This is a genomic window from Hamadaea sp. (assembly GCF_013362815.1).
GTDB lineage: Bacteria > Actinomycetota > Actinomycetes > Mycobacteriales > Micromonosporaceae > Hamadaea.
In genome coordinates this window covers 166,259-185,824 of the sequence record NZ_JABFVK010000031.1, presented here as the reverse complement: position 1 = coordinate 185,824, position 19,566 = coordinate 166,259, and the positions used below count along the sequence as shown (strand labels likewise).

General features: G+C 69.2%; 18 protein-coding genes. 10 read left to right on the top strand and 8 right to left on the bottom strand.

The features are described from left to right. Positions 1 to 21: 21 nt before the first annotated feature. Positions 22 to 873, bottom strand: a complete 852-nt coding sequence (locus tag HOV77_RS17350; RefSeq protein WP_290863434.1) for a hypothetical protein — start codon at positions 871 to 873, stop codon at positions 22 to 24. Positions 874 to 940: 67 nt separating this feature from the next. After that, the gene (locus HOV77_RS17345; RefSeq protein WP_290863433.1) at positions 941 to 1,423 is read right to left on the bottom strand and encodes a VOC family protein; all 483 of its coding nucleotides are present in this window, start codon (positions 1,421 to 1,423) and stop codon (positions 941 to 943) included. Between the two features lie 74 nt (positions 1,424 to 1,497). Here HOV77_RS17345 and HOV77_RS17340 point away from each other — a divergent pair, with 74 nt between their 5' ends. Beyond that, entirely contained in the window at positions 1,498 to 2,139 is a 642-nt protein-coding gene (locus HOV77_RS17340; protein ID WP_290863432.1) for a TetR/AcrR family transcriptional regulator, read from the top strand. Positions 2,140 to 2,212: 73 nt separating this feature from the next. On the opposite strand, the gene HOV77_RS17335 is transcribed toward HOV77_RS17340, so the two are convergent. Together HOV77_RS17335 and HOV77_RS17330 are read right to left on the bottom strand one after the other, a co-directional pair. After that, on the bottom strand, positions 2,213 to 2,827 hold the full coding sequence (locus tag HOV77_RS17335; protein ID WP_290863431.1) for an HAD-IA family hydrolase: 615 nt from the start codon (positions 2,825 to 2,827) through the stop codon (positions 2,213 to 2,215). 51 nt (positions 2,828 to 2,878) lie between these two features. Beyond that, entirely contained in the window at positions 2,879 to 3,769 is an 891-nt protein-coding gene (locus HOV77_RS17330) for a GNAT family N-acetyltransferase (protein WP_290863430.1), read from the bottom strand. A 246-nt stretch (positions 3,770 to 4,015) separates the two neighbouring features. Between HOV77_RS17330 and HOV77_RS17325 the strand changes: the two genes are divergently transcribed. Beyond that, positions 4,016 to 6,475, top strand: a complete 2,460-nt coding sequence (locus tag HOV77_RS17325; protein ID WP_290863429.1) for a glycoside hydrolase family 3 N-terminal domain-containing protein — start codon at positions 4,016 to 4,018, stop codon at positions 6,473 to 6,475. Positions 6,476 to 6,519: 44 nt separating this feature from the next. Here the strand turns inward: HOV77_RS17325 and HOV77_RS17320 are convergent, their stop codons facing one another. The 4 genes from HOV77_RS17320 to HOV77_RS17305 all read right to left on the bottom strand — a co-directional run bounded on the left by HOV77_RS17320 (position 6,520) and on the right by HOV77_RS17305 (position 9,638). Beyond that, the gene (locus tag HOV77_RS17320; protein ID WP_290863428.1) at positions 6,520 to 7,293 is read right to left on the bottom strand and encodes a GH25 family lysozyme; all 774 of its coding nucleotides are present in this window, start codon (positions 7,291 to 7,293) and stop codon (positions 6,520 to 6,522) included. Positions 7,294 to 7,303: 10 nt separating this feature from the next. Beyond that, a complete protein-coding gene (locus HOV77_RS17315; protein WP_290863427.1) occupies positions 7,304 to 7,966 on the bottom strand; it encodes a peptidoglycan recognition family protein in 663 nt (220 codons plus the stop codon). A 71-nt stretch (positions 7,967 to 8,037) separates the two neighbouring features. Beyond that, a complete protein-coding gene (locus tag HOV77_RS17310; protein WP_290863426.1) occupies positions 8,038 to 8,790 on the bottom strand; it encodes a GH25 family lysozyme in 753 nt (250 codons plus the stop codon). 224 nt (positions 8,791 to 9,014) lie between these two features. Continuing rightward, a complete protein-coding gene (locus HOV77_RS17305) occupies positions 9,015 to 9,638 on the bottom strand; it encodes a VOC family protein (RefSeq protein WP_290863425.1) in 624 nt (207 codons plus the stop codon). Between the two features lie 264 nt (positions 9,639 to 9,902). Here HOV77_RS17305 and HOV77_RS17300 point away from each other — a divergent pair, with 264 nt between their 5' ends. From HOV77_RS17300 to HOV77_RS17265, 8 genes are all read left to right on the top strand, one after another. Then, entirely contained in the window at positions 9,903 to 11,681 is a 1,779-nt protein-coding gene (locus tag HOV77_RS17300; RefSeq protein WP_290863424.1) for an AfsR/SARP family transcriptional regulator, read from the top strand. A gap of 46 nt (positions 11,682 to 11,727) precedes the next feature. Further along, positions 11,728 to 13,152 (top strand): amino acid adenylation domain-containing protein, encoded by a 1,425-nt coding sequence (locus HOV77_RS17295; RefSeq protein ID WP_290863423.1) that lies wholly within the window; start codon positions 11,728 to 11,730, stop codon positions 13,150 to 13,152. Continuing rightward, entirely contained in the window at positions 13,149 to 13,367 is a 219-nt protein-coding gene (locus tag HOV77_RS17290; RefSeq protein WP_290863422.1) for a phosphopantetheine-binding protein, read from the top strand. Before HOV77_RS17295 ends, HOV77_RS17290 begins: the two co-directional genes overlap by 4 nt. Beyond that, positions 13,364 to 14,716 carry an NAD(P)/FAD-dependent oxidoreductase gene (locus HOV77_RS17285; protein ID WP_290863421.1) on the top strand — a complete coding sequence of 451 codons (1,353 nt, stop codon included), beginning with the start codon at positions 13,364 to 13,366 and terminating at the stop codon, positions 14,714 to 14,716. Before HOV77_RS17290 ends, HOV77_RS17285 begins: the two co-directional genes overlap by 4 nt. Positions 14,717 to 14,728: 12 nt before the next feature. Continuing rightward, positions 14,729 to 16,429, top strand: a complete 1,701-nt coding sequence (locus HOV77_RS17280; protein WP_290863420.1) for a class I adenylate-forming enzyme family protein — start codon at positions 14,729 to 14,731, stop codon at positions 16,427 to 16,429. Positions 16,430 to 16,472: 43 nt separating this feature from the next. Continuing rightward, positions 16,473 to 17,255, top strand: a complete 783-nt coding sequence (locus tag HOV77_RS17275; protein ID WP_290863419.1) for a DUF3050 domain-containing protein — start codon at positions 16,473 to 16,475, stop codon at positions 17,253 to 17,255. A 65-nt stretch (positions 17,256 to 17,320) separates the two neighbouring features. Next, a complete protein-coding gene (locus tag HOV77_RS17270; RefSeq protein ID WP_290863418.1) occupies positions 17,321 to 18,346 on the top strand; it encodes a hypothetical protein in 1,026 nt (341 codons plus the stop codon). Continuing rightward, entirely contained in the window at positions 18,343 to 19,566 is a 1,224-nt protein-coding gene (locus HOV77_RS17265; RefSeq protein ID WP_290863417.1) for an AMP-binding protein, read from the top strand. Before HOV77_RS17270 ends, HOV77_RS17265 begins: the two co-directional genes overlap by 4 nt.

Sequence of the window (19,566 nt, the reverse complement as noted above, 5' to 3'; positions counted from 1 at the left end):
TGCACTCATCAGGCCGGCCCGTCAGGCGGCTTCGAGTACGTGGAGGTCCGACCACGCGCGGCCCTGTTCCGCGCCTTTCCACTGGTCGAGAAGGCGACGGGCGGCGTCCTCGGGCGCACCGAGCAGCATCTGCTGGCGGCCGGCCTCGAACGTGCGCTCCTGAGTGACCGAGCCTTCGCTGCAGCATTTGCACATCACGACTCGGCTGGACATGACTTCACCGCCGAAGTCATGCTCGGCGAACAGGTCGGCCAGGGCCACCGTGTCAGCCATGTCGGCAGAGGTGATCATCACCGACAGCGTGGGCGTGGGCGACGGCTCGAACAGCATGATCTCGTCGAAGACCGGGTACGCGTGCCCGTCGAAGACGCGCTCGCCGTTCGGTGCGCCGTCGTGGAGGACGATCTCGCCGTATCGGCGCGACGGGTGGAACGGCACGTTCGTGATGCGAGCCCGAGTGGGGCAAAGTCGTTGCGCCCACACGACTTCCTGCCCCTCGGCGGTCTGAATGCGTACGCAGGTCATGCCGAAGCGGCCGGAGATCTCGCCTTCGCCGTCGGGCAAGGTGAGGCCGTAGCCGGTCCAGGCGTCGCGCGCGGTGGCCCAGTCGCGGAGTACGGTCGCGGCGATGCCCAGATTCCAGAACGCCGGTTCTTGCTGCCCGCGGGTCACCAGACTCGCCGCGGTCTTTCCCAACTGGTACGCCTTGGGCCAGTCACGGGCGAACTTGTACGCCAGCGCGGCGTCGAACCACAGAATGGCGATCTGCTGGGGATCGCGTTCCTGAGCCACCGCCTGTTCGAGCAGCCGACCGGCGACCAGCCAGTCCTCGGACTCCCAGGCCTCGTACGCCTGCGTGGCCACGTCGTTCATGTCCGCACTCCGGTCCGTCGCGATGATCAGCGAACGGTACCGGAGCGGGCGCGACTTCGCAGGACGGTCAGCGCGCTCCTTCGTGCGCCGTTTCGTTCGCTTCTTCCTGCGCGACTGCGTGGCCGTAGCCGGGACGGTGTGACTGGTCGATGCCGTGCTTCGCCCACGAGTACAGGTGCAACGTCAGACCGTCGGGGTCGTCGAAGACGAGCAGCCAGCCGATCGACGCCTCGATCACCGGCGAGCGGTTCACGCCGAGTTCGTCGAGGCGGGCGGCCCACGCCTCGATGTCGGCCTTGCCGTCGACGGCGAAGCTGACCGGATCGAAGCCTTTGCAGCCTTCGGCCGCCTGCGGGTTCACCCGGAAGGCGATCATGGTTTCGCCCAGGCCGGGCGCGGTGCCGGCCACGCCGCGGACGACGCCGTCGGCCTCGGGGAACTCGATGGTGGTCCGGAAGCCGAAGACCCGGCTGTACCAGTCGACCGAGCGGGTCAGGTCGGTGACCGGGATCTTGATGTGATGGATGCCGGACAGGACGGGCATGGTCATGGGTGCGGTCATCGTGAACCCCCGGGCCAATTGGGCGCAGTAGCGCTGCGCCGAATATCTGTAGAATGCTCCTCATGGCGCACCCCGTCAAGAGGACCTACCGCTCGCCCGCCCGCGCCGCCGCGGCGGCGTCCACGCGCGAGCGCATCCGCGACGCCGCTCAGCGGCTGTTCACCGGCCAAGGATTCGCCGCGACGACGATGAAGCAGGTCGCGGCGGCGGCCGGGGTCGGCGAGCGCACCCTCTACGATGCGTTCCCGACGAAGGTCAAACTCTTCGGCCACACCCTCGGCGTCGCAACGGTCGGCGACGAGGAGCCCGTCCGAGTCGCCGACCGCCCCGAAATCGCCGCCGCCCGTCAGGCCGCCGACCCGCGTCTCGCAATCGAGCGGTTCGTCGCGTACGGAAGTGATCTGCTGGACCGGGCCGGCGATCTGATCATGGTGAGCGTCGAGGCGGCCGGGGCGGACCCGGACATGCGAGCGGCCGCCGACGCCGGCTCCCAGGCCCACCACGAGGTGATGCTCGCCTTCGCCGAGGCGCTCCACGACCACGGCGCGTTGCGGCCGGGCCTGGACACGGCGACCGCCGCCGACATCCTGTACGCCCTCAGCTCACCGCACCTGCATCAGCTGCTTCGGCGCCATCGCGGCTGGGACTCGCAGCGCTACCGCAGTTGGCTCACCGACGCCCTCGTACGCGAACTGCTCCCCTGATCCCGTCGGGCGCTTGATCCAGTGAGCTGGAAACGTCGAGAACGGCCTCCGACAACGTTTTCAGCGCACACGATCATGAGGGCTGATCGGACCGTGGGGAAATCCGCGCTTGGACGTCGCGGCGTACTTGGTCGCTGTCGCGGAACAGGATCGTGATCATGCCGAGCTCGGCGGCCGGCGTCAACGCCCATTCCTTGTCGTCCACATAGATCACCTGGTCCGCCGACCCGCCGACGATGTCCAGCAAGCGCTCGTAGATCGCGCGATTCGGCTTGCGTACGCCGGCTTCGTGGGAGAACACGCCGCCCTTGAACAGCCGCAGGAAACCGTAGCGGCGCTCGACTGCCTCGATGCGGTCGGCCACGTTGTCCGACAGGTAGTAGACGTCGTAGTGGCCGGCAAGGTCAGCGATCAGATCCCGGGTACCCACGTTGAGGCGGTAACCGTCGATCCATCTCGCTGCGAGATCCTCCTCGGAAGCCGTCAGCTGCAGTGACTCGCGGAACGCGTACCAGAAGTCTTGGCGGGTAAGCCTTCCCTCCCGGTACGCGCTCCCGAGTTCGCCGTGGAGCAGCTCGCCGGAGCGGGCTGGGTCGACGGCGTACGCCCGATGCAGGTGGTCGACGAATTCGGCCGTGCCGTCGCTGAACAGCACTCCCCCGAGGTCGAACGCGATCACGAAGGTCACACCGCGACGGTACTCACCAGCGGCGGGCACTGCTTTGTGCGTACAAGTTGATCAGATTAGATCGATGCGCTCGCGCTCGATCGGGTAGCCGGCTCGCGCGAACGTCGCGGCCATGGGCTTGTTCGGCTGGTCCGTCGCGGCCACGATGCGATCCGCGCCCTCCGCGACCAGCAGGTGGGTCGCCTCGGACAGCAAGTCGTACGCGTAGCCGTGGCCCCGATGTTCGGGCAGGACGCCGATGAAACCGACGATCGGATCGTTGTAGTTGCGCGCCGGAACCGTGATTCCGGCGAGCTCGCCGTCGGCCGTGTACGCGAGCCGCCACCAATCGCGCGGGCTCGGCAGCCAGCGGAGGATGTCGAGGTCCTCCTGAGCCGCCGCGTCGACGCCTTGTTCGTCGGCGACCCGGCGGGTGTGTGCGTCGAGGCTGCCCTCCGCGATGCGGCGCAGCACGTCGTGGATCACGGCGTCGTCCGGCACCGGCCGGAACTCGAGGCGGCCTGGACGGTCCGGCAGGCCGCAGTCGGGTGTCCAGCGGTAGCGGTACCGCTCGACCAGGACGCGCATGCCGGACGCGATCGCGGCGTCGATGCGGGCCTGACCCTGGGCGTGGATGGCGGCGTCGGAGCGCCAGCCGTTGGGGAGTGAGATGGAGTATTCGGTCTTGAACGGCGCGGTCCGCAACAGTTCGGCCGCGGCGTCGGCGTCGCTGAAGTCGAACCAGTCCAGGGCGAGCGGCGCCGGGTCGTCGGGACCCGCCCACCAGGCGGCCCGGGCGACGACCACGCCGTCGCGCAGGGCCACCCAAGTCCACTCAGGACGATAGTTGCCATCTCGATATGTCTCGCCGAACGCGGCCCGGCCGACGAGCCCGGGGTCGGGCAGCGAGTCGAACAGATCTTCCTCGCCCGCGACGAGCGGGCGGATGACCAGATCGGTCATGGGGTTCCTTCCGGAGAGCTTTGCGCTCCCGATCAGGCTGGGTAGCCCGACGAAGACCCCGGCGTCCTCGCGGCCGGGTGGGAGCACATGACAGTCAACGCGTTCATCGCTCTCACCTCCTGGTAGCTCGCCGTTCGAGGACGCGCCAAGATCGTATCACCGCAAAGAGGTCCCGAGGCATGGAAGCGCTCCCACAATGCGCCTATCCTCAGATCACGTCTCCTCATCGCCCTTAAGGAGAGATCTGTGAATCACCGTCCCCCGTCGCGCGCCCGCGCGATCCTGGCCACCCTGGCGATCGCCGCGACTTGTGCCGTCTCCACCGGCGCGACGTCCGGCGTCGCCCGTGCGGCCGCCTATCCCTATCAAGACCCGAGCCTTCCGGTCGCCACGCGGGTCGCGGACCTGCTCGGCCGGATGAGCCTCGACGAGAAGCTCGGCCAGATGACCCAGGCGGAACGCGGCTCGGCGACGCCGTCCGACGTGACCACCTACCGGCTGGGTTCGATCCTGTCCGGCGGCGGCTCGACGCCGTCCTCCAACACGCCCACCGCCTGGGCGGACATGGTCGACGGATACCAGAACGGCGCGCTGGCCACCCCGTTGCGCATCCCGATGATCTACGGCGCCGACGCCGTGCACGGGCACAACAATGTGGTCGGCGCGACGATCTTCCCGCACAACATCGGGCTCGGGGCCACCCGCGATCCGCAACTGGCCCAGGACATCGGCCGCGCCGTGGCCGAGGAGGTCACCGGCACCGGCGTCCAGTGGGACTTCGCGCCGTGTTTGTGTGTGGCGCGCAACGACCGGTGGGGCCGCACCTACGAGTCGTTCGGCGAGAAGCCGGAGATCGCGTCGGCGATGACGACGATCGTCACCGGTCTGCAAGGCGCGAGTCTCGGTGGGTCGGCGTCGGTGCTGGCGACGGCCAAGCACTACGTAGGCGACGGCGGCACCACCAACGGAACGGACCAGGGCAACACCCAGATCTCCGAGGCCGAGCTGCGGGCGATCCACCTCCCGCCGTTCCAGGCCGCGGTGCAGAAGGGGGTCGGTTCGGTGATGGTGTCGTTCAGCAGCTTCAACGGCGCGAAGATGCACGGCAACCAGTATCTGATCACCAGTGTCCTCAAGGGAGAGCTCGGCTTCACCGGGTTCGTGGTCTCCGACTGGAACGGCATCGACCAGATCGACGGCGCGACCGGGTTGTCCGCGACCGATGTGCGTACGGCGGTCAACGCCGGCGTCGACATGGCGATGGAGCCCACCGCGTGGAAGACCTTCATTTCGTTACTGCGTACGGAGGTGCAGGCGGGGCGGGTCAGTCAGGCTCGGATCGACGACGCGGTCAGCCGCGTCCTGCGTAAGAAGTTCGAGCTGGGCCTGTTCGAGCGGCCGATGGCCGACCGCTCCTACACCGGCACGGTCGGCAGCGCCGCCCATCGGGCGCTGGCTCGGCAGGCGGTTCGCGAGTCGCAGGTGCTGCTGAAGAACACCGGCAACGTACTGCCGCTCGCGAAGTCCGGCGGCAAGATCTTCGTCGCGGGCAAGAGCGCCGACAACATCGGCTACCAGAGCGGTGGCTGGACCATCACCTGGCAGGGCGGCAGCGGGGCGATCACGCCCGGAACGACCATCCTGCAAGGCATCCGGAACACCGTCGGCTCCGGGGCGACCGTGACCTACAACGTCAACGGCAGCGGGATCGACTCCAGTTACCGCGCTGCGATCGCGGTCGTCGGCGAGACCCCGTACGCCGAAGGCCAAGGCGACCGGCCGGGTTCGCTGGGACTCGACAGCACCGACCTGGCCACCCTCAGCACGCTGAAGGCCAGCGGCGTACCGGTCGTGGTGGTGCTCGTCTCGGGCCGGCCGCTCGACATCAGCGCGCAACTGCCGGACTGGCGAGCGCTGGTGGCGGCGTGGTTGCCCGGCACCGAAGGACAAGGCGTGGCCGACGTGCTGTTCGGCGACTACGCCCCGACCGGGAGACTGCCGGTCACCTGGCCCGCCAGCGCCGGCCAGGAGCCGATCAACGACGGCGACGGCCAGACCGGCCTGTTCCCCTACGGCTACGGACTGGCGTACGCGACCGGGGACACGTCGCCGCCGACCGCACCCGGTACGCCGACCGCCTCTGCCATCACGAGTAGCGGCGCGACGCTGACCTGGTCGGCCGCGAGCGACAACGTCGGCGTGACCGGCTATGACGTCCTCAACGGCAGCACGGTCATCGGCACGTCGGGGACGACTTCGGCCGTGCTCACCGGGCTGACGCCGTCGACGGCGTACAGCTTGACCGTCCGGGCCCGGGACGCCGCGGGCAACCTCTCCCCCAGCTCGGCACCGGTGACGTTCACGACGTCGGGCACCGGCGGCGGGAGCACCTGCAAGGTGGTCTACACCGCGAACGACTGGGGCGGCGGCGGTTTCGGCGCGAGCATCGCGATCACCAACACCGGCACCACGACCATCACCAGCTGGACGCTGCGCTTCGCCTTCCCGGGCACGCAACGCGTCACCAACGGCTGGTCGGCGACGTGGACGCAGTCCGGCGCCGAGGTCACAGCGGCCAGCATGAGCTGGAACGGCACGCTCGCGCCCGGCGCGTCGACGAGCATCGGCTTCAACGGCAGCTACACCGGGTCGAATCCGGCTCCGACCGCCTTCACGCTCAACGGCACCGCCTGCACCACCAGCTGATGGGGTGTGCCTGGGCCTGGTCGAGTGCAGGCCCAGGCACGCTGTCAGGTGTTGTTGGCCAAGGCGACAAGCCGGTCGTACGCACCGTTGAAAGTGGACCCGTCGGCGCAGCCGGTGATACCGGACGTGGCCCGGCAGTTGGTCGATTGCCAGAACGTGTAGACGCTCCAGCCGGCCGGCAGCGTACCGGCGCTGGTGTCCCAGCGGATGATGGACAGCGGGCTCTTGCCGGCGAACCCGGAGTAGTTGCCGGTGCAGATCTTCCAGAACGACAACGTGGTGTGGATGACCGCCCAGCGGGTCGTGCGGGCCTTGTACTCGGTGAGGAACGCGTTGATCCAGCTGACCATCCCACTCTGGCTGAGGCCATAGCAATAGCCGCCGGAGAACGGGTTCGGCTCGATGTCGAGCAGCGCCGGCAGGGTCTTGCCGTCGGCCGACCAGGCTCCGCCGTTGCTCGCGAGGAAGTCCGCCTGGACGGTCCCGTTCGACAGGTTCGGCCGGGCGACGTGGTACGCGCCGCGGACGACGCCTGCGTAGTAAGCGGCCGGATAATTCGTGTTGAAGCTGGTGTCCTTCACGCTCGTGCCTTCGGTCGCCTTGAGGTACGCCCACTGCACCCCGGAAGTGTGCGCACTAGCCCAGTCGATGCTGCCGTTCCAGCTGTTCACGTCGATGCCGAGGGTCCCGGTGACGGCGGCCGTCTGCATCGGCGGTGCGGTGTCGGACTCGGCGGCGTCGACCGCGGTCACGACGGCAAGCGCGGACGACGCGGCGGCCACGACGGAGACGACTGCCACGACGATGCGGCGATTCATGGCTTCCCCCTCACGCGTTCAGCAGGGCGTCGGTGCGGTCACGGAGTTCGGGTAGCCGTGCGTACAGGACGTCTCCGGGGCACTGAGTGGTGGTGACGTAGTCCCGATGGCCGACGATCGACGCGTACGGGTCGAGTCCATAGGCGACGCACAACCAGGCACAGGTGCGCACCAGCGAGTCGAACAGCATCGTCGTGGTGTTCTGGGTGACGTAGATGCCCTCGTTCTCGATACCGATGGTGTGGCTGTTCTGGTCCGCGGTCTGCGCGCCGACTGCGAGCTGACCGTTGTTGATCGCGGTGAGGCTCTTGTCGCGGCCCTCGAGGACGTAGCCACCGCGGCTGATGGTCAGTTGCTGTCCGGCGTCGGACCAGCCGTTGGTGTCCATGTGGAGGTCCTGAATCCAGTGGGACAACCGGCCGGCCTGCAGCAGCGAGTAGTCCGTCGTGTTCCCGCTGGCGGTGTGGTGGACGACGATGTGGTCGGGTGGCGTGGCGAGCACCGTGATCGGCGACGACGACGGCCGGGCGCTCCACTCGGCGCGGGTGTAGACGCGCGGTGGGGTGACTGCGGCATACGTGCGCCGGGCGGGCAACGGGCCGGCCGCGCCGCCGAGGATCAGACCGCCACCGGCGAGGAGCACCGCGCGGCGGCTCGGACGAAGAGGCTTCATGATTCCTCCCTATGCGCCGGACGGATGTGCGGTACGCGGCCCGTCGCCGGGTCGCGTACCGCAGTCGGTTCTCAGGCGGTGTTGTTCGCCAGCGCGATCAGCCGAGTCCGGTCGCCGTTCCAGTAGTCACGGTCGACCGCGCCGCTGATCCCGGAGACGCTGCCGGAGCTGGTGTACTGCCAGAAGCTCCAGACCGGCGCACCGGCCGGCAGCGTGCCGGCCGAACTCGCCCAGCGGGCCACCCACAGCGGGTGGTTCGCCCATGGCGAGGTCCAGCTGCCGGTGCACGTGTTCCACCAGCTCGTGGTGGTGTAGATGACGGCGTACCGGGTCGTGCGGGACTTGTAGGTGTTGAGGAAGTCCTGAATCCAGCTGCGCATGCCCGAGGTGCTCAGGCCGTAGCAGTAGCCGCCGCTGTACGGGTTCGCCTCCAGGTCCAGCGCGGCGGGCAGCGTGCGGCTGTCGGCCGACCACGCGCCGCCGTTGCTCGCCAGGTAGTTCGCCTGGGTCGCGCCGGAGGAGATGTTCGGCCGGGCGAAGTGGTACGCCCCCCGGATCACTCCGGCGTAGTAGGCGTTGGTGTAGTTGGCGTTGAACGCCGAATCCTTGTAGCTGGTCCCCTCGGTCGCCTTGATGTACGCGAACTGGATGCCGGCGTTGCGTACGCTCGTCCAGTTGATCGTCCCCTGGTAGTGCGAGACGTCGACGCCGGCGACCGTGGCGGCCGCTGCCGGGCTGGCGCTGACGACCAAGGTGGTGGCGGTCATCGCAATGGCCGTGAGGGTCGCTGCGGCCAATCGGCGAATGGTGATCTTATGGGACATGTAAACCTCCCCAGGTATCCCAATCGATAGCTACCAATGCTGGCGATATTCGTCTCCGAACACAAGAGCACCAAAGAAATTTTTCATGGATAGTTCCCCATTGATTAATGTCATCGCGAGTTCGCGCTGGTCAGCCGTCACGGAGAAGGAGACATACGCCGCACCACGGACGACGCCCGAACGGGCGACAGCGCCATGATGAAGTCAGATATGAACGCCGCCGATTACTCGCGGCCGAGCCACGTCGCGAGGCACGCTTCGTTGCCCTCGGCGTCGGCCAGCACCCACCACTTCGGGGCGTACGCGTCGCTGACGAGGCGCCCGCCGGCCGCGAGCGCCGCGGAGATCCGGGCCTCGACGTGGTCGTGCGGAACAGCGACGTCGAGGTGGACGCGGTTGCGCTGCGATCGCGGAGCGTCCATCTGCTGGAAGTCCAAGCCGGGGCCGCGTCCCCGAGGATCGAACAGGTAGTCGTCGCCGACTTGCCCGTACGCGAGGACCGCCTGCCAGAACGGCAGCACGTCGGCGATCACGAGCGCGTCGATCGTCACGTTGACCACCTCGACCGCCGTCGGGTCCGCAATCAGACCGAGCTCCCGGGCGGCGGCCGAGATGCGCCGGGCGAGCGCGACATCGCGATTCCGGAGGCTCACCGTGACACCGTCCGGCCGCAGATCGATCTTCAGCAGCTCACCGGGGTCGGCCAAGCGGCCGATTTCCGTGGCGAGTGCGAGTCCGCCGGTCAGCGAATCGGTCGGAAAATGGGCCGAGACAAGGTGATACAGCACCCGCCAGTCGGCCACGCCGTTCGCCGCATGGAATTCCGCCGCCGTGATCTGCCCCGTCATGGCGCTGAAGGTAGCACCAGGTATCGCAATCCTTCGACAAGCCGAGGGCCGTACTTACGTTGCGTGACCATGATCTGAGCGCCACCCCGCGATCGTATGATCCGGTACTGCCCAGACGGCCGAACGGATGAGTACGCGGGTCGAGTTTGGTCTCGCGGATGGCGTCGTCAATTCATCCACTTGATTGTCCAAGACAGCGGTCCCGATCGATACTCTCGCCTCGCGGGAACAATTCGCATCGACGCGTATTGGATGGGTGCACAGATGCTGGAGGTAGATCTGCTAGGACCCGTAGAGGTCCGCCTATCGGGGGAGCTGGTTTCGCTGTCGCCGCTGGAACGGAACCTGGTGGCCATCCTCGCGCTGGCCAAGGGGACCGTGGTGTCCACGGCAAGGATCATCGACTGTATGTGGGACGAGCGTCCCCCCGCGTCGCCGAAGTCGCGGATTCAGGGTCTGATCTCGTCGCTCCGCCGCAAGATCGGCGATGCGCTGGTGACGCGGCATCCCGGCTATCTGCTCGATCCGGGTGCGTGTGTGGTCGACGTCGACCGCGGCCAGGAACTGGCCCGGCAGTCCAGGCTCGCCAAGTCGCCCGGGGAGATCGCCGGCTGGCTTCGCGAGGCGCTGGCCGTCTGGCGCGGCGAACCGTTGGACGGCGTCGGCGCGCCCGGGCTGGAGGTGGATCGCGTACGCCTGAACGAAGTGCGGATCGCCTTGCTGGAGGAGCGTTTCGCCGCCGAACTCGATGCCGGGCACCACTTGCGAGTGGTGGGCGAGATCAGTGCGGCCGTCGCCGAGCATCCGCTTCGGGAGCGGCTGACCGGGCAACTCATGACGGCGCTCTACCGGTGTCATCGGCAGGCTGACGCGCTGCGGGCGTACCAGGCTTTGCGGGAACGGCTGGCCGAGGAGCTCGGCAGCGATCCCTGCGCCGACCTGCGGAACCTGCACGCCTCGATTCTGCGCGGTCAGGACGCCGCGACGTCGCCACCGGGCGAACCGGCCCGCCCCGGCGACCTGCGGCCGGCCCAGCTGCCGCCGAGCGTCGGCCACTTCACCGGCCGCGACCGGGAGCTGGCGGTGCTCAGCCGGGCGCTGACCGCGCACCACGATGAGCCGCAGATCCTGCTCGTCTCGGGTGCGGGCGGGCTCGGCAAGACGGCGTTGATGGTGCGCTGGGCGCACTTGAGCGCCGCCCGTTTCCCCGACGGCCAGATCTTCCTCGACCTGCGCGGTGAGCAGACCCGGCCGGAGGACGCCCTGGCGGCGGTGCTGTCGGCGCTCGGTTCGAGTCCGGAGGACCTTCCGGCGACTGTGGACGGCCGAGTGGCCTTGTATCGGACGCTGGTGTCCGGCCGGAGGGTGCTCGTGATCGCCGACGACGCCGCCTCGGTGGGGCAGATCCTGCCGCTGGTGCCGCCCGACCCGGCAAGCCAGCTGCTCGTCGGCAGCCGTCGTCGCCTGCCCGCCCTGGCCGCGCACCACGCCGTGCAGGCGGTGCCGCTCGCCCCGCTGAGCCCGCAGGACACCCATGCGCTGCTCGACCAGATCGTCGGCGCGCAACGGCTCGCCGATCCCGCGGTCCATCGCGTCATCCGGTGGTGCGGCGGCTGGCCGCTGGCCATCCGGACGGCGGCGGCGTTGCTGGCAGCCCGGCCGGGCCAGTCGCTCACCTCGTTCGCCGACGAACTGGGCGAGAACGGGGACGGCCCGATGCTCGACGGCGACCCGCGCAGCGTGCAGGCGGCGCTCGCGACGGCGTACCGCGCGCTCAGCCCGGCGGCCGCGCATCTGTTCGTGCGGCTGGGACTGACCGCGCAACCGACGTTCCAGTTGCGGCGTGACGCGGTGGACGCCCAGCTCAGCCAGACTCGGCGGTTGTTCGACGAGCTGGTCGCGGCGAACCTGATCGTGGCGGCCGGGTCGGACAGCTATCAGTTCCACGACGTGGTGCACCGGTTCGCCCGGCGCTGCGGCGACGAAGCGAACGCGTGGCGGATCCCCATCGAATCTGTAGTGGATTTACAGCGATCACTGTGACCATCACCTCGCAGAACCGCGAGGTGGGAGGTGGCAGTTGAGCCTGATGGAGGCGTTTCTGGGGATCGCCGCGACGTGTCCCCGGCGGCCCGCGATCGTCCACAACGGACGTCCGGTCGCGTACGCCGAACTCGCCCGGGCGGTGTGGGCGGTGGCGGACCTCGTCGGGCCGAGCCCGGGGGCGGTGGGCGTCCTGGCGGCGCACAACGCCGGCACCGTCGCGGCGATGCTCGGCATCTGGGCGGCGGGCGGCACGTACTGCCCCGTCGATCCGGCGTTCCCGGCGCAGCGGCGGCAGGCGATGCTGGCCGCGGCGGGCTGCCGGAGCGTGCTCGATCCGGACGACGTGCCGTGGCCCGCCGACGACGACGGCACTCCCCGGGGGACGCTCGCCGCCGTCGACGCCGAGCGTCCGGCGTACATCCTGTTCACGTCGGGCTCGACCGGGCAGCCCAAGCCCGTGGTGACACCCCGGCGAGCGATCGCCACCGTGACAGCCTCCCTCCGGGATCTGTTCGACCTCTCGGCGGACGACCGGGTGCTCCAGTTCGCGTCGCTCAACTGGGACACCTGCCTCGAAGAGATCCTGCCGACCCTGACCACCGGGGCCTGCCTGGTCATGAACGACGACGCCCACACCGGGTCGTTCCCCCGCTTCCTGCGGCTGATCGAGCGGGACGGCATCACCGCCGTCGACCTGCCCACCGCCTTCTGGCACGAACTCGTCCACTACCTGATCGAGGACCGCTTCGCGCTGCCGCCGAAGCTCCGGCTCGTCGTCATCGGCGGCGAGTCGGCCAGCCCGGCCCGCCTCGCCGACTGGGCGTCCCTGGACACCTCCCGCGTGCGGCTGCTCAACACCTACGGCTGCACCGAGACCACGCTCATCACGCACGCCGCCGACCTGTGCGGGCCGCAGGCCAAAGGCGGGCCCGACGCGTACGCCCCGGTGCCGATCGGCCGGCCGCTGCCCCATGTGGTGCAGCACATCGGCGTCGACGGTGAGCTGTCCATCGGCGGGCCGGGCCTGGCGCTCGGCTATCGGGGTCTGCCCGAGGCGACCGAGCAACGCTTCACCACCATCGGCGGCATGCGGTTCTTCCGCACCGGCGACCGGGTCGAGCCCGATGCGGACGGCGTGCTGATCCACCACGGCCGGCTCGACAACGAGATCAAGATCCGCGGCATCCGGGTGAACCCGGCCGAGGTCGAGGTCCACCTGGCCGCCCATCCGTCGGTCGGAGCCGTCGCGGTCGCCCCGGTGACGGTCGCCGACCATGTGGCGCTGGCCGCGTACGTCGTGCCCCGGCCGCACGCCGACTTGTCCACATTAGATGCCGAGCTGCGGGCGTTCCTGCACGACCGGGTACCCCGGCACCTGACGCCCAGCCGCATCTCGATCGTCGACCACCTGCCGCACACCGCGACCGGGAAGATCGACCGCGAATTCATGAGGAGGCAGCTGCCATGAGCGTCGAAGGCGTCGCACACATCTTCGGCCGCGTTCTGGAAGTCGGCGACGTGCAAGCCGATGCCGACTTCTTCGTCCTGGGCGGCGACTCGCTGCTCGCCACCCGGGTCCTCAGCGCGGTGGCCCGCGACTACGGCGTCGAGCTGACCTTCGACGACTTCGCGTTCTCCCCCACCCCGGCCGCGCTGGCGGCGCGTATCGCGAGCGTCCGATGAATCGCGTCGTCGTCATCGGGGCTGGGCTGGCCGGGCTGACCGCCGCGGCCGACCTGCGGCACGCCGGCGTCGACGTCATCGTGCTCGAAGCGCGTGACCGGGTCGGCGGGCGTACGCACGGCGTCGAAGTCGCGCCCGGAGCCTGGATCGACGGCGGGGCGGCGTACCTGGGCGACCGGCACACCGACCTCGCCAAGATGATCGCCGACCTCGGTCTCAAGACGACGCCCACCACGATGGAGGGCCGCAGCTCCTTCGTCCTCGGCCCGGAGCGGATCGTCCGCGAGGGACGCTTTCCCCCGTTGAACGCCGTCGCCCTCGGCGAGCTGTTCGACGGGCTCGACGACCTCGTCCGCCGCGTACGCCCGCAGGCACCCTGGCAGTCCGACATCCCCGACGACGAGACCGCCGCCGACTGGGCCGTACGCACCCTCACCCATCCCGACGCCCGCACCTTCTTCCCGCTGTTTCTCGGCGAGATGATGGCGGCCGATCCGGCGGACGTCTCGGTGTTGCACATGGCTTTCTACCTGAGCAGCGGCGGTGGATTGCGGTACCTGAACGCCTTCGAGGGCGGCGCGCAGGACAGCCGGGTCGACGGCGGCGCGCATCAGTTATGCGAACGACTGGCGGCCGAACTCGGCGGCGACGCGGTCCGGCTCGACAGCCCGGTGCACGCCGTCGAGCAGACGACCGGACCGGTGACCGTGCACGCCGGTGGATCGGCGTACGCCTGCGACGCGGTCGTGGTCGCCGTGCCGCCCGCGCTGGCGGATGAGATCACCTACCAGCCCGGTCCGGTCGCACGGCGTACCACTGGAAGAACGGCGCCGGGACGCGCGGTGAAGGTGCATCTGATCTACCCGGAGCCGCTGTGGCGCGAGCAGGGACTGTCGGGCTGGTCGGTCAACGCGGCCGGGCCGTTGCTGTCGACGGTGGACGACTCGCCGGTCGGCGGTGGCGCGGGTGTCTTGACCGGTTTCGTCACGGGCCGTGCGGCGACCCGCTACGCCGCGCTGACACCGGAGGAGCAACGCCGCGAAGCGATCGCGCAGGCCTCGGCGATCTTCCCGGGTCTGCCCGCGCCGACCGGCTTCCACGTGACGAACTGGGTCCGCGAGACCTACAGCCGCGGCTGTTACGCGGCCCTGTTCGGGCCCGGCGACTGGCGCGTCCTCGGACCTCGTCTATCTACTCCGGACGGTCGCATCCACTGGGCCGGCGCCGAGACCAGCACCGAGTTCTTCGGCCTCATGGAGGGCGCGATCCGGTCCGGGCACCGGGCCGCCGCCCGCATCCTCGCCCACACCGAGCCGTCCCGAAACCAACAACCACCCCTGTCCTCCTGAGAGGAGACGGCAGTGCACGCCACCACCCCGATCGCGCCCCTGGCGATCCGCGAGCAGTTCATGACCGAGCCGCGGCTCGGCGCCGGAAACTTCCTCGAGTACGCCGTCACGATGAACCCCCATCGCGACGTCCCGTACGCCTACACCCACCACACCGACCACCGCGGCGAGGTCGTGCTCCGCGGCTTCAGCCTGCGTGAACTGGCCATCCTGCGCGACCGGTACGCGAAGTGGTACCACGCCAACGGGGTGCGCCCGGGTGAGCCGGTGGGCATCGTCGTCGCCGACGGCTTGGAGCCGCTGCTGCACTTCATGGCGCTCAACGCGCTCGGCGCGATCCCGGCGCTGATCAACGACGCGATGCGGCCGGACGTCATGGTGCGCTACCTGAACCACGTGGGCGTCGTGGGCGTCATCGCCGACGACACCACCCGGCTGCTGAGCGCGTACCGGGAAGACCCGCAGCGGCGGCCGCGGTTCATCGCGCTCGCCTCGGAGATCCCGGCCTTCGACGATGCCGGCGCGGCGCTGCCGGAGGTGTATCCGTACCAGCACCGCGACGACGACATCGTCGCCCTCATCCACTCGTCGGGCACCACCGGCATCCCGAAGTCGACGATGCTCGGGCACAAGTCGTTCTGGGACGGCAAGCAGCCGCGCATGGTGCGGTTCCCGGCCGAGTCCTACGACAAGCTCATGTCGCTGATGCCGCACACCCACGCCGGCGGGCTGAGCTACTTCCTCACCGCCACGCTGCTCGGCCTGCCGACCGTCATCATGGGCGACTGGCGGCGCGTCACGGTGGAGCCGGTCATGGAGGCGTTCCAGCCGACCATGCTCGCGTCGTTCCCGCGTACGTACGTCGAACTCGCCACCGGCGAGCTGCCGGTCCAGGGTGCGGCCAAGGTGCACTCCTGGTTCAACACCGCCGACGCCGCCCACTACGGGCACATCCGCCGGCTCATCACGCTCGGCGAGCGCCCGGCCGGGCTGATCAAGCCGTGGCTGCTGCCCTCCGAGGCGGCCGACGAGGAGCCGTTGCCGGGATCGCGCTACATCGACGGGCTCGGCTCGTCGGAGATGGGCATGGCGTTGTTCGGCGGGCTGTACACACCGGAGACGCCGCGCAACGACCGGTGCGTCGGCAAGCCGTCCGAGGTATGCACCGCGACCGTGCTCGACGACGACGGCAACGAAGTACCGGTCGGCACGCCCGGCTTGCTCGCCGTACGCACTCCGTCGCGTACGCCGGGCTACTGGAAGGCCGACCGGCTGACCGAGAGCTTCGAGCTCAACGGCTGGTGGCTCACCGGCGACGTGGCCCGCAAGGACGCCGACGGCAACTTCTACCACCTCGACCGGACCGTCGACGTCGTCGACACCGTCGCCGGGCCGGTCTACAGCCTGGAGCTGGAGGAGATCCTGCTCGCCGACTGCGGTGACATCGTCCGCGACGGCGTGGTCGTCGGCGTACCGGCGCGGGACGGGATCGCGCAGGAGCCGATCGCCGTCGTGCAGCTGCAGGCGGAGGCGCACGAGTGGACGGCCGAGGCGATCCTCGACCGGGCCAACAAGGAACTGGCCGACAAGGGCCTGCACTCGCTGGCCGCGGTGACCATCGCCGCGACCGCCGAGGACTATCCGCTCGGACCGACCGGGAAGGTGCTCAAGCGTCAGCTGCGCACCAAGTTCGCCGGTCTGCTGCGCGGCTGACCAGCTCCACTCCCGAAATTCCGACCGTCCGAGGAGGACCACCATGTCCAGATACGACTGGGGCGACACCCACCCCGGGATCGAGAAGCTCAAGGCCGACATCACGCCCGCGCGCGAACGCGTCGTCGGTCACCCGCTCTACGGCGCGCTGAGCAACCACGCGGCGATCGTCACGTTCATGGAGCACCATGTGTACGCCGTCTGGGACTTCATGTCGCTGTTGAAGTCGCTACAGCGCCAGCTGACCTGTGTGACGCTGCCGTGGGTGCCGACGGGCCCGACCAGCAGCCGGCGGCTCATCAACGACATCACGCTCGTCGAGGAGAGCGACGAGCTGGGTGGCGGCTTCATCAGCCACTTCGAGCTCTACCTCAACGGGATGAGCCAGGCCGGCGCGGACCGGACGGTCGTGGACTCGTTCATCGACCTCATCCGGAACGGCACCGGCGTGGACGAGGCGCTGGACGAGGCCGGCGTGCCGGCGGCGTCGGCGGCCTTTGTTACGACCACCTGGGACTTCATCCAGACCGCGCCGGTGCACTGTCAGGCCGCCGCGTTCGCCTTCGGCCGGGAGGACCTGATCCCGGACATGTTCGAACAGGTCGTGAAGGTCAACGACCAGGGTGGGCGGCTGGAGACCTTCGTGGACTACCTCGCCCGGCACATCGAGGTCGACGGCGAGCAGCACACCCCGATGGCGATGCAGATGCTGGCCGACCTCTGCGGCGACGACACCGAGAAGTGGCGTGACTGCGCCGAGACCGTCACGGCGGCACTGGACGCCCGCGTCCGGCTGTGGGACGGGATCCTCGCCGCCATCGGCTGACCATCACCCGGGCCGGTGCGGTCTGCCGCACCGGCCAGGTACTCCTCCACTCAAGGCAGGCTCACATGACCGAAACGCTGCGCAGGATGTGCTGGGTCTTCCCCGACCGGGAGTCGACCAAGGCGCTCGCGATGTGGCACCCCTTCTTCTGGGACATCTACGAGGAAGTGGCCGCCGAACTCGGCCTGATCTGGTGCCGGCACGCGCCGGACGCCGTCACCGTCGACGGCCTGGAGACCGGCAAGCCCCAGGTCTTCCACGAGGGCGAGCCGGTCACGCCCGAAGACACGCTGTTCATAACCGCGCTCTATTCGCTGCCGTATCAGGCGATGGACATCTTCAACCAGTACGCCCTCTACGCGGTGCTCGAGCAGCTCGGCTTCTATCTGCCGTTCCCGCCCGGGCTGTCGCCGATCGCCAACGACAAGCTCGCCACCCTGCTGTATTTCGCCGACGCGCCGATCCCGGCCATTCCGACGGTACGCATCGGAACCGGCCGGGATACCGGCAAGTACGGCTACGAAGTGGCCCTGGCGAACCTCACCTACCCGGCGATCGTGAAGCCGTCGGGGTGGTGCGGCGGCGGCGGAGTCAACCTGGCGCGCAGCTCCGAGGACATCCGCGGGCTGGCGACGCTGGCCCAGGGCGGGGACACCGCTTTGGTGATCCAGCCGTACCTGGGCGACGGCACGGTCGACTATCGGGTCTACGTGATCGACGGCCGGCCCTACCCGCACGTTCTTCGGCGTACGCCGGAAGCCGGTTCCCCGGTCTCCAACGCGAGCCGCGGCGGGGTGATGGACTTCCCGCCCACCCCACCGGAGCTCGTCGAAGCCGCCGAGTACTACGCCCGGAAGCTGCCGATCCCGTTCTTCTGCATCGACTTCCTCCACGACGGCGAGCGGTTCTGGTTCTCCGAACTCGAACCCGACGGCGTCATCGCCCCGGAGTTCGACGATCCGGCTCGGGCGCTGCAACGCGACATGATCCGGGCGCGCTTCTCCGCGTACCGCAAGGGACATCAGCGCTGGCTGGCCTCCGGCGGCGCACTGTCCTTCAATCCCGCCAACCTGGGACCGGTGAACCCATGACCTCCTTCTCGTTGACAGCCGCAGCGGCCGAACCGCGGCTGACCGTCGCCCAGCGCTCGCTCCAGCGGCTCAAGACGGTGCCCGGCCTGGCGCCCCGGTACGCCGATCACGACAAGCTGCTGACCCTCGACGACATCTCAGGGGTGCCGCCGCTGGTGAAGGACGACCTCAACGTCGCCCTGGCCCACCTGGAGCCGAAGGCGGCCGACAGCGCAACCTGGCTGTTCCAGAGCGGTGGCAGCACCGGGGCGCCCAAGGTCGGCTACGCGCCGACCGGGTTCTACATGCAAGGCGTGTGGGACCACTGGAAGGCGCTCGATCGTGACGACGTGTTCGTCAACGCCTGGGGAGCCGGGCGCATGTGGGGCGCGCACTTCCTCGCCGCCGCGTACGCCGACCTCGCCGGGTGCCAGGTGATCGCGCTCGGGTCGGTGACCAAGGACGAGTACGCCGACTGGCTGTCGTTCTTCGTGACCCGCCGGGTCACCGCGATCGGCGGTACGCCCAGCGTGCTGCGGTTGTGGTTCGCCAACGCCCGGGCGGCCGGCCTCACGCTGCCCGATCTACGCAAGGTGCTCTGGCTCGGCGAAGCCTGGCATGCGGCGCTCGACGAGGACATCGCCGCCGTCGCACCGAACGCCCAACGCTGGGGCATGTTCGGCAGCACCGAGACCTGGGTGGTCGGCACGAACTCGCCGCAGTGCCCGGCCGACTGCTTCCACACGCTGCCCGAGCAGCTCGTGCACGTCGGCGACGGTGATCTGCTCGACTTCACGACGCTCAACCCGGAGATGCTCAACCCGGTGCTGCGCTATCAGACCGGCGACGCGGGCGAACTCGTCGAGTGCCCGTGCGGAAACGGGCCGGTGATGCGCGTGCTGGGCCGCCGCGACAACGTCGTCCAGGTACGCGGTCTCGGCCTGCACGTCGACGACGTCCTCGCCCAGGTCGAAGGCGAACCGGGGGTCTCCCGGGCGCAGGTCGTCATCACCGAGCAACGTGGCCGGGCGTCCAGTGTGGAGGTTCTGCTGCTGACGACGGCCGGCTTCGACGCCGATGCGCCCCAGCGACTGCGGCAGGAGTTGCTGTCGTCCACGTTCACGCTCAGCACGGCGTTCCTGCACGATCCCCAGTCGTTCCAAGTGACCGCCACGTCGGCGTTGATCGCCAATGAGCGTACGGGGAAGACGGCCGGGTTCGTCGTACGGGAGCAGCCGTGA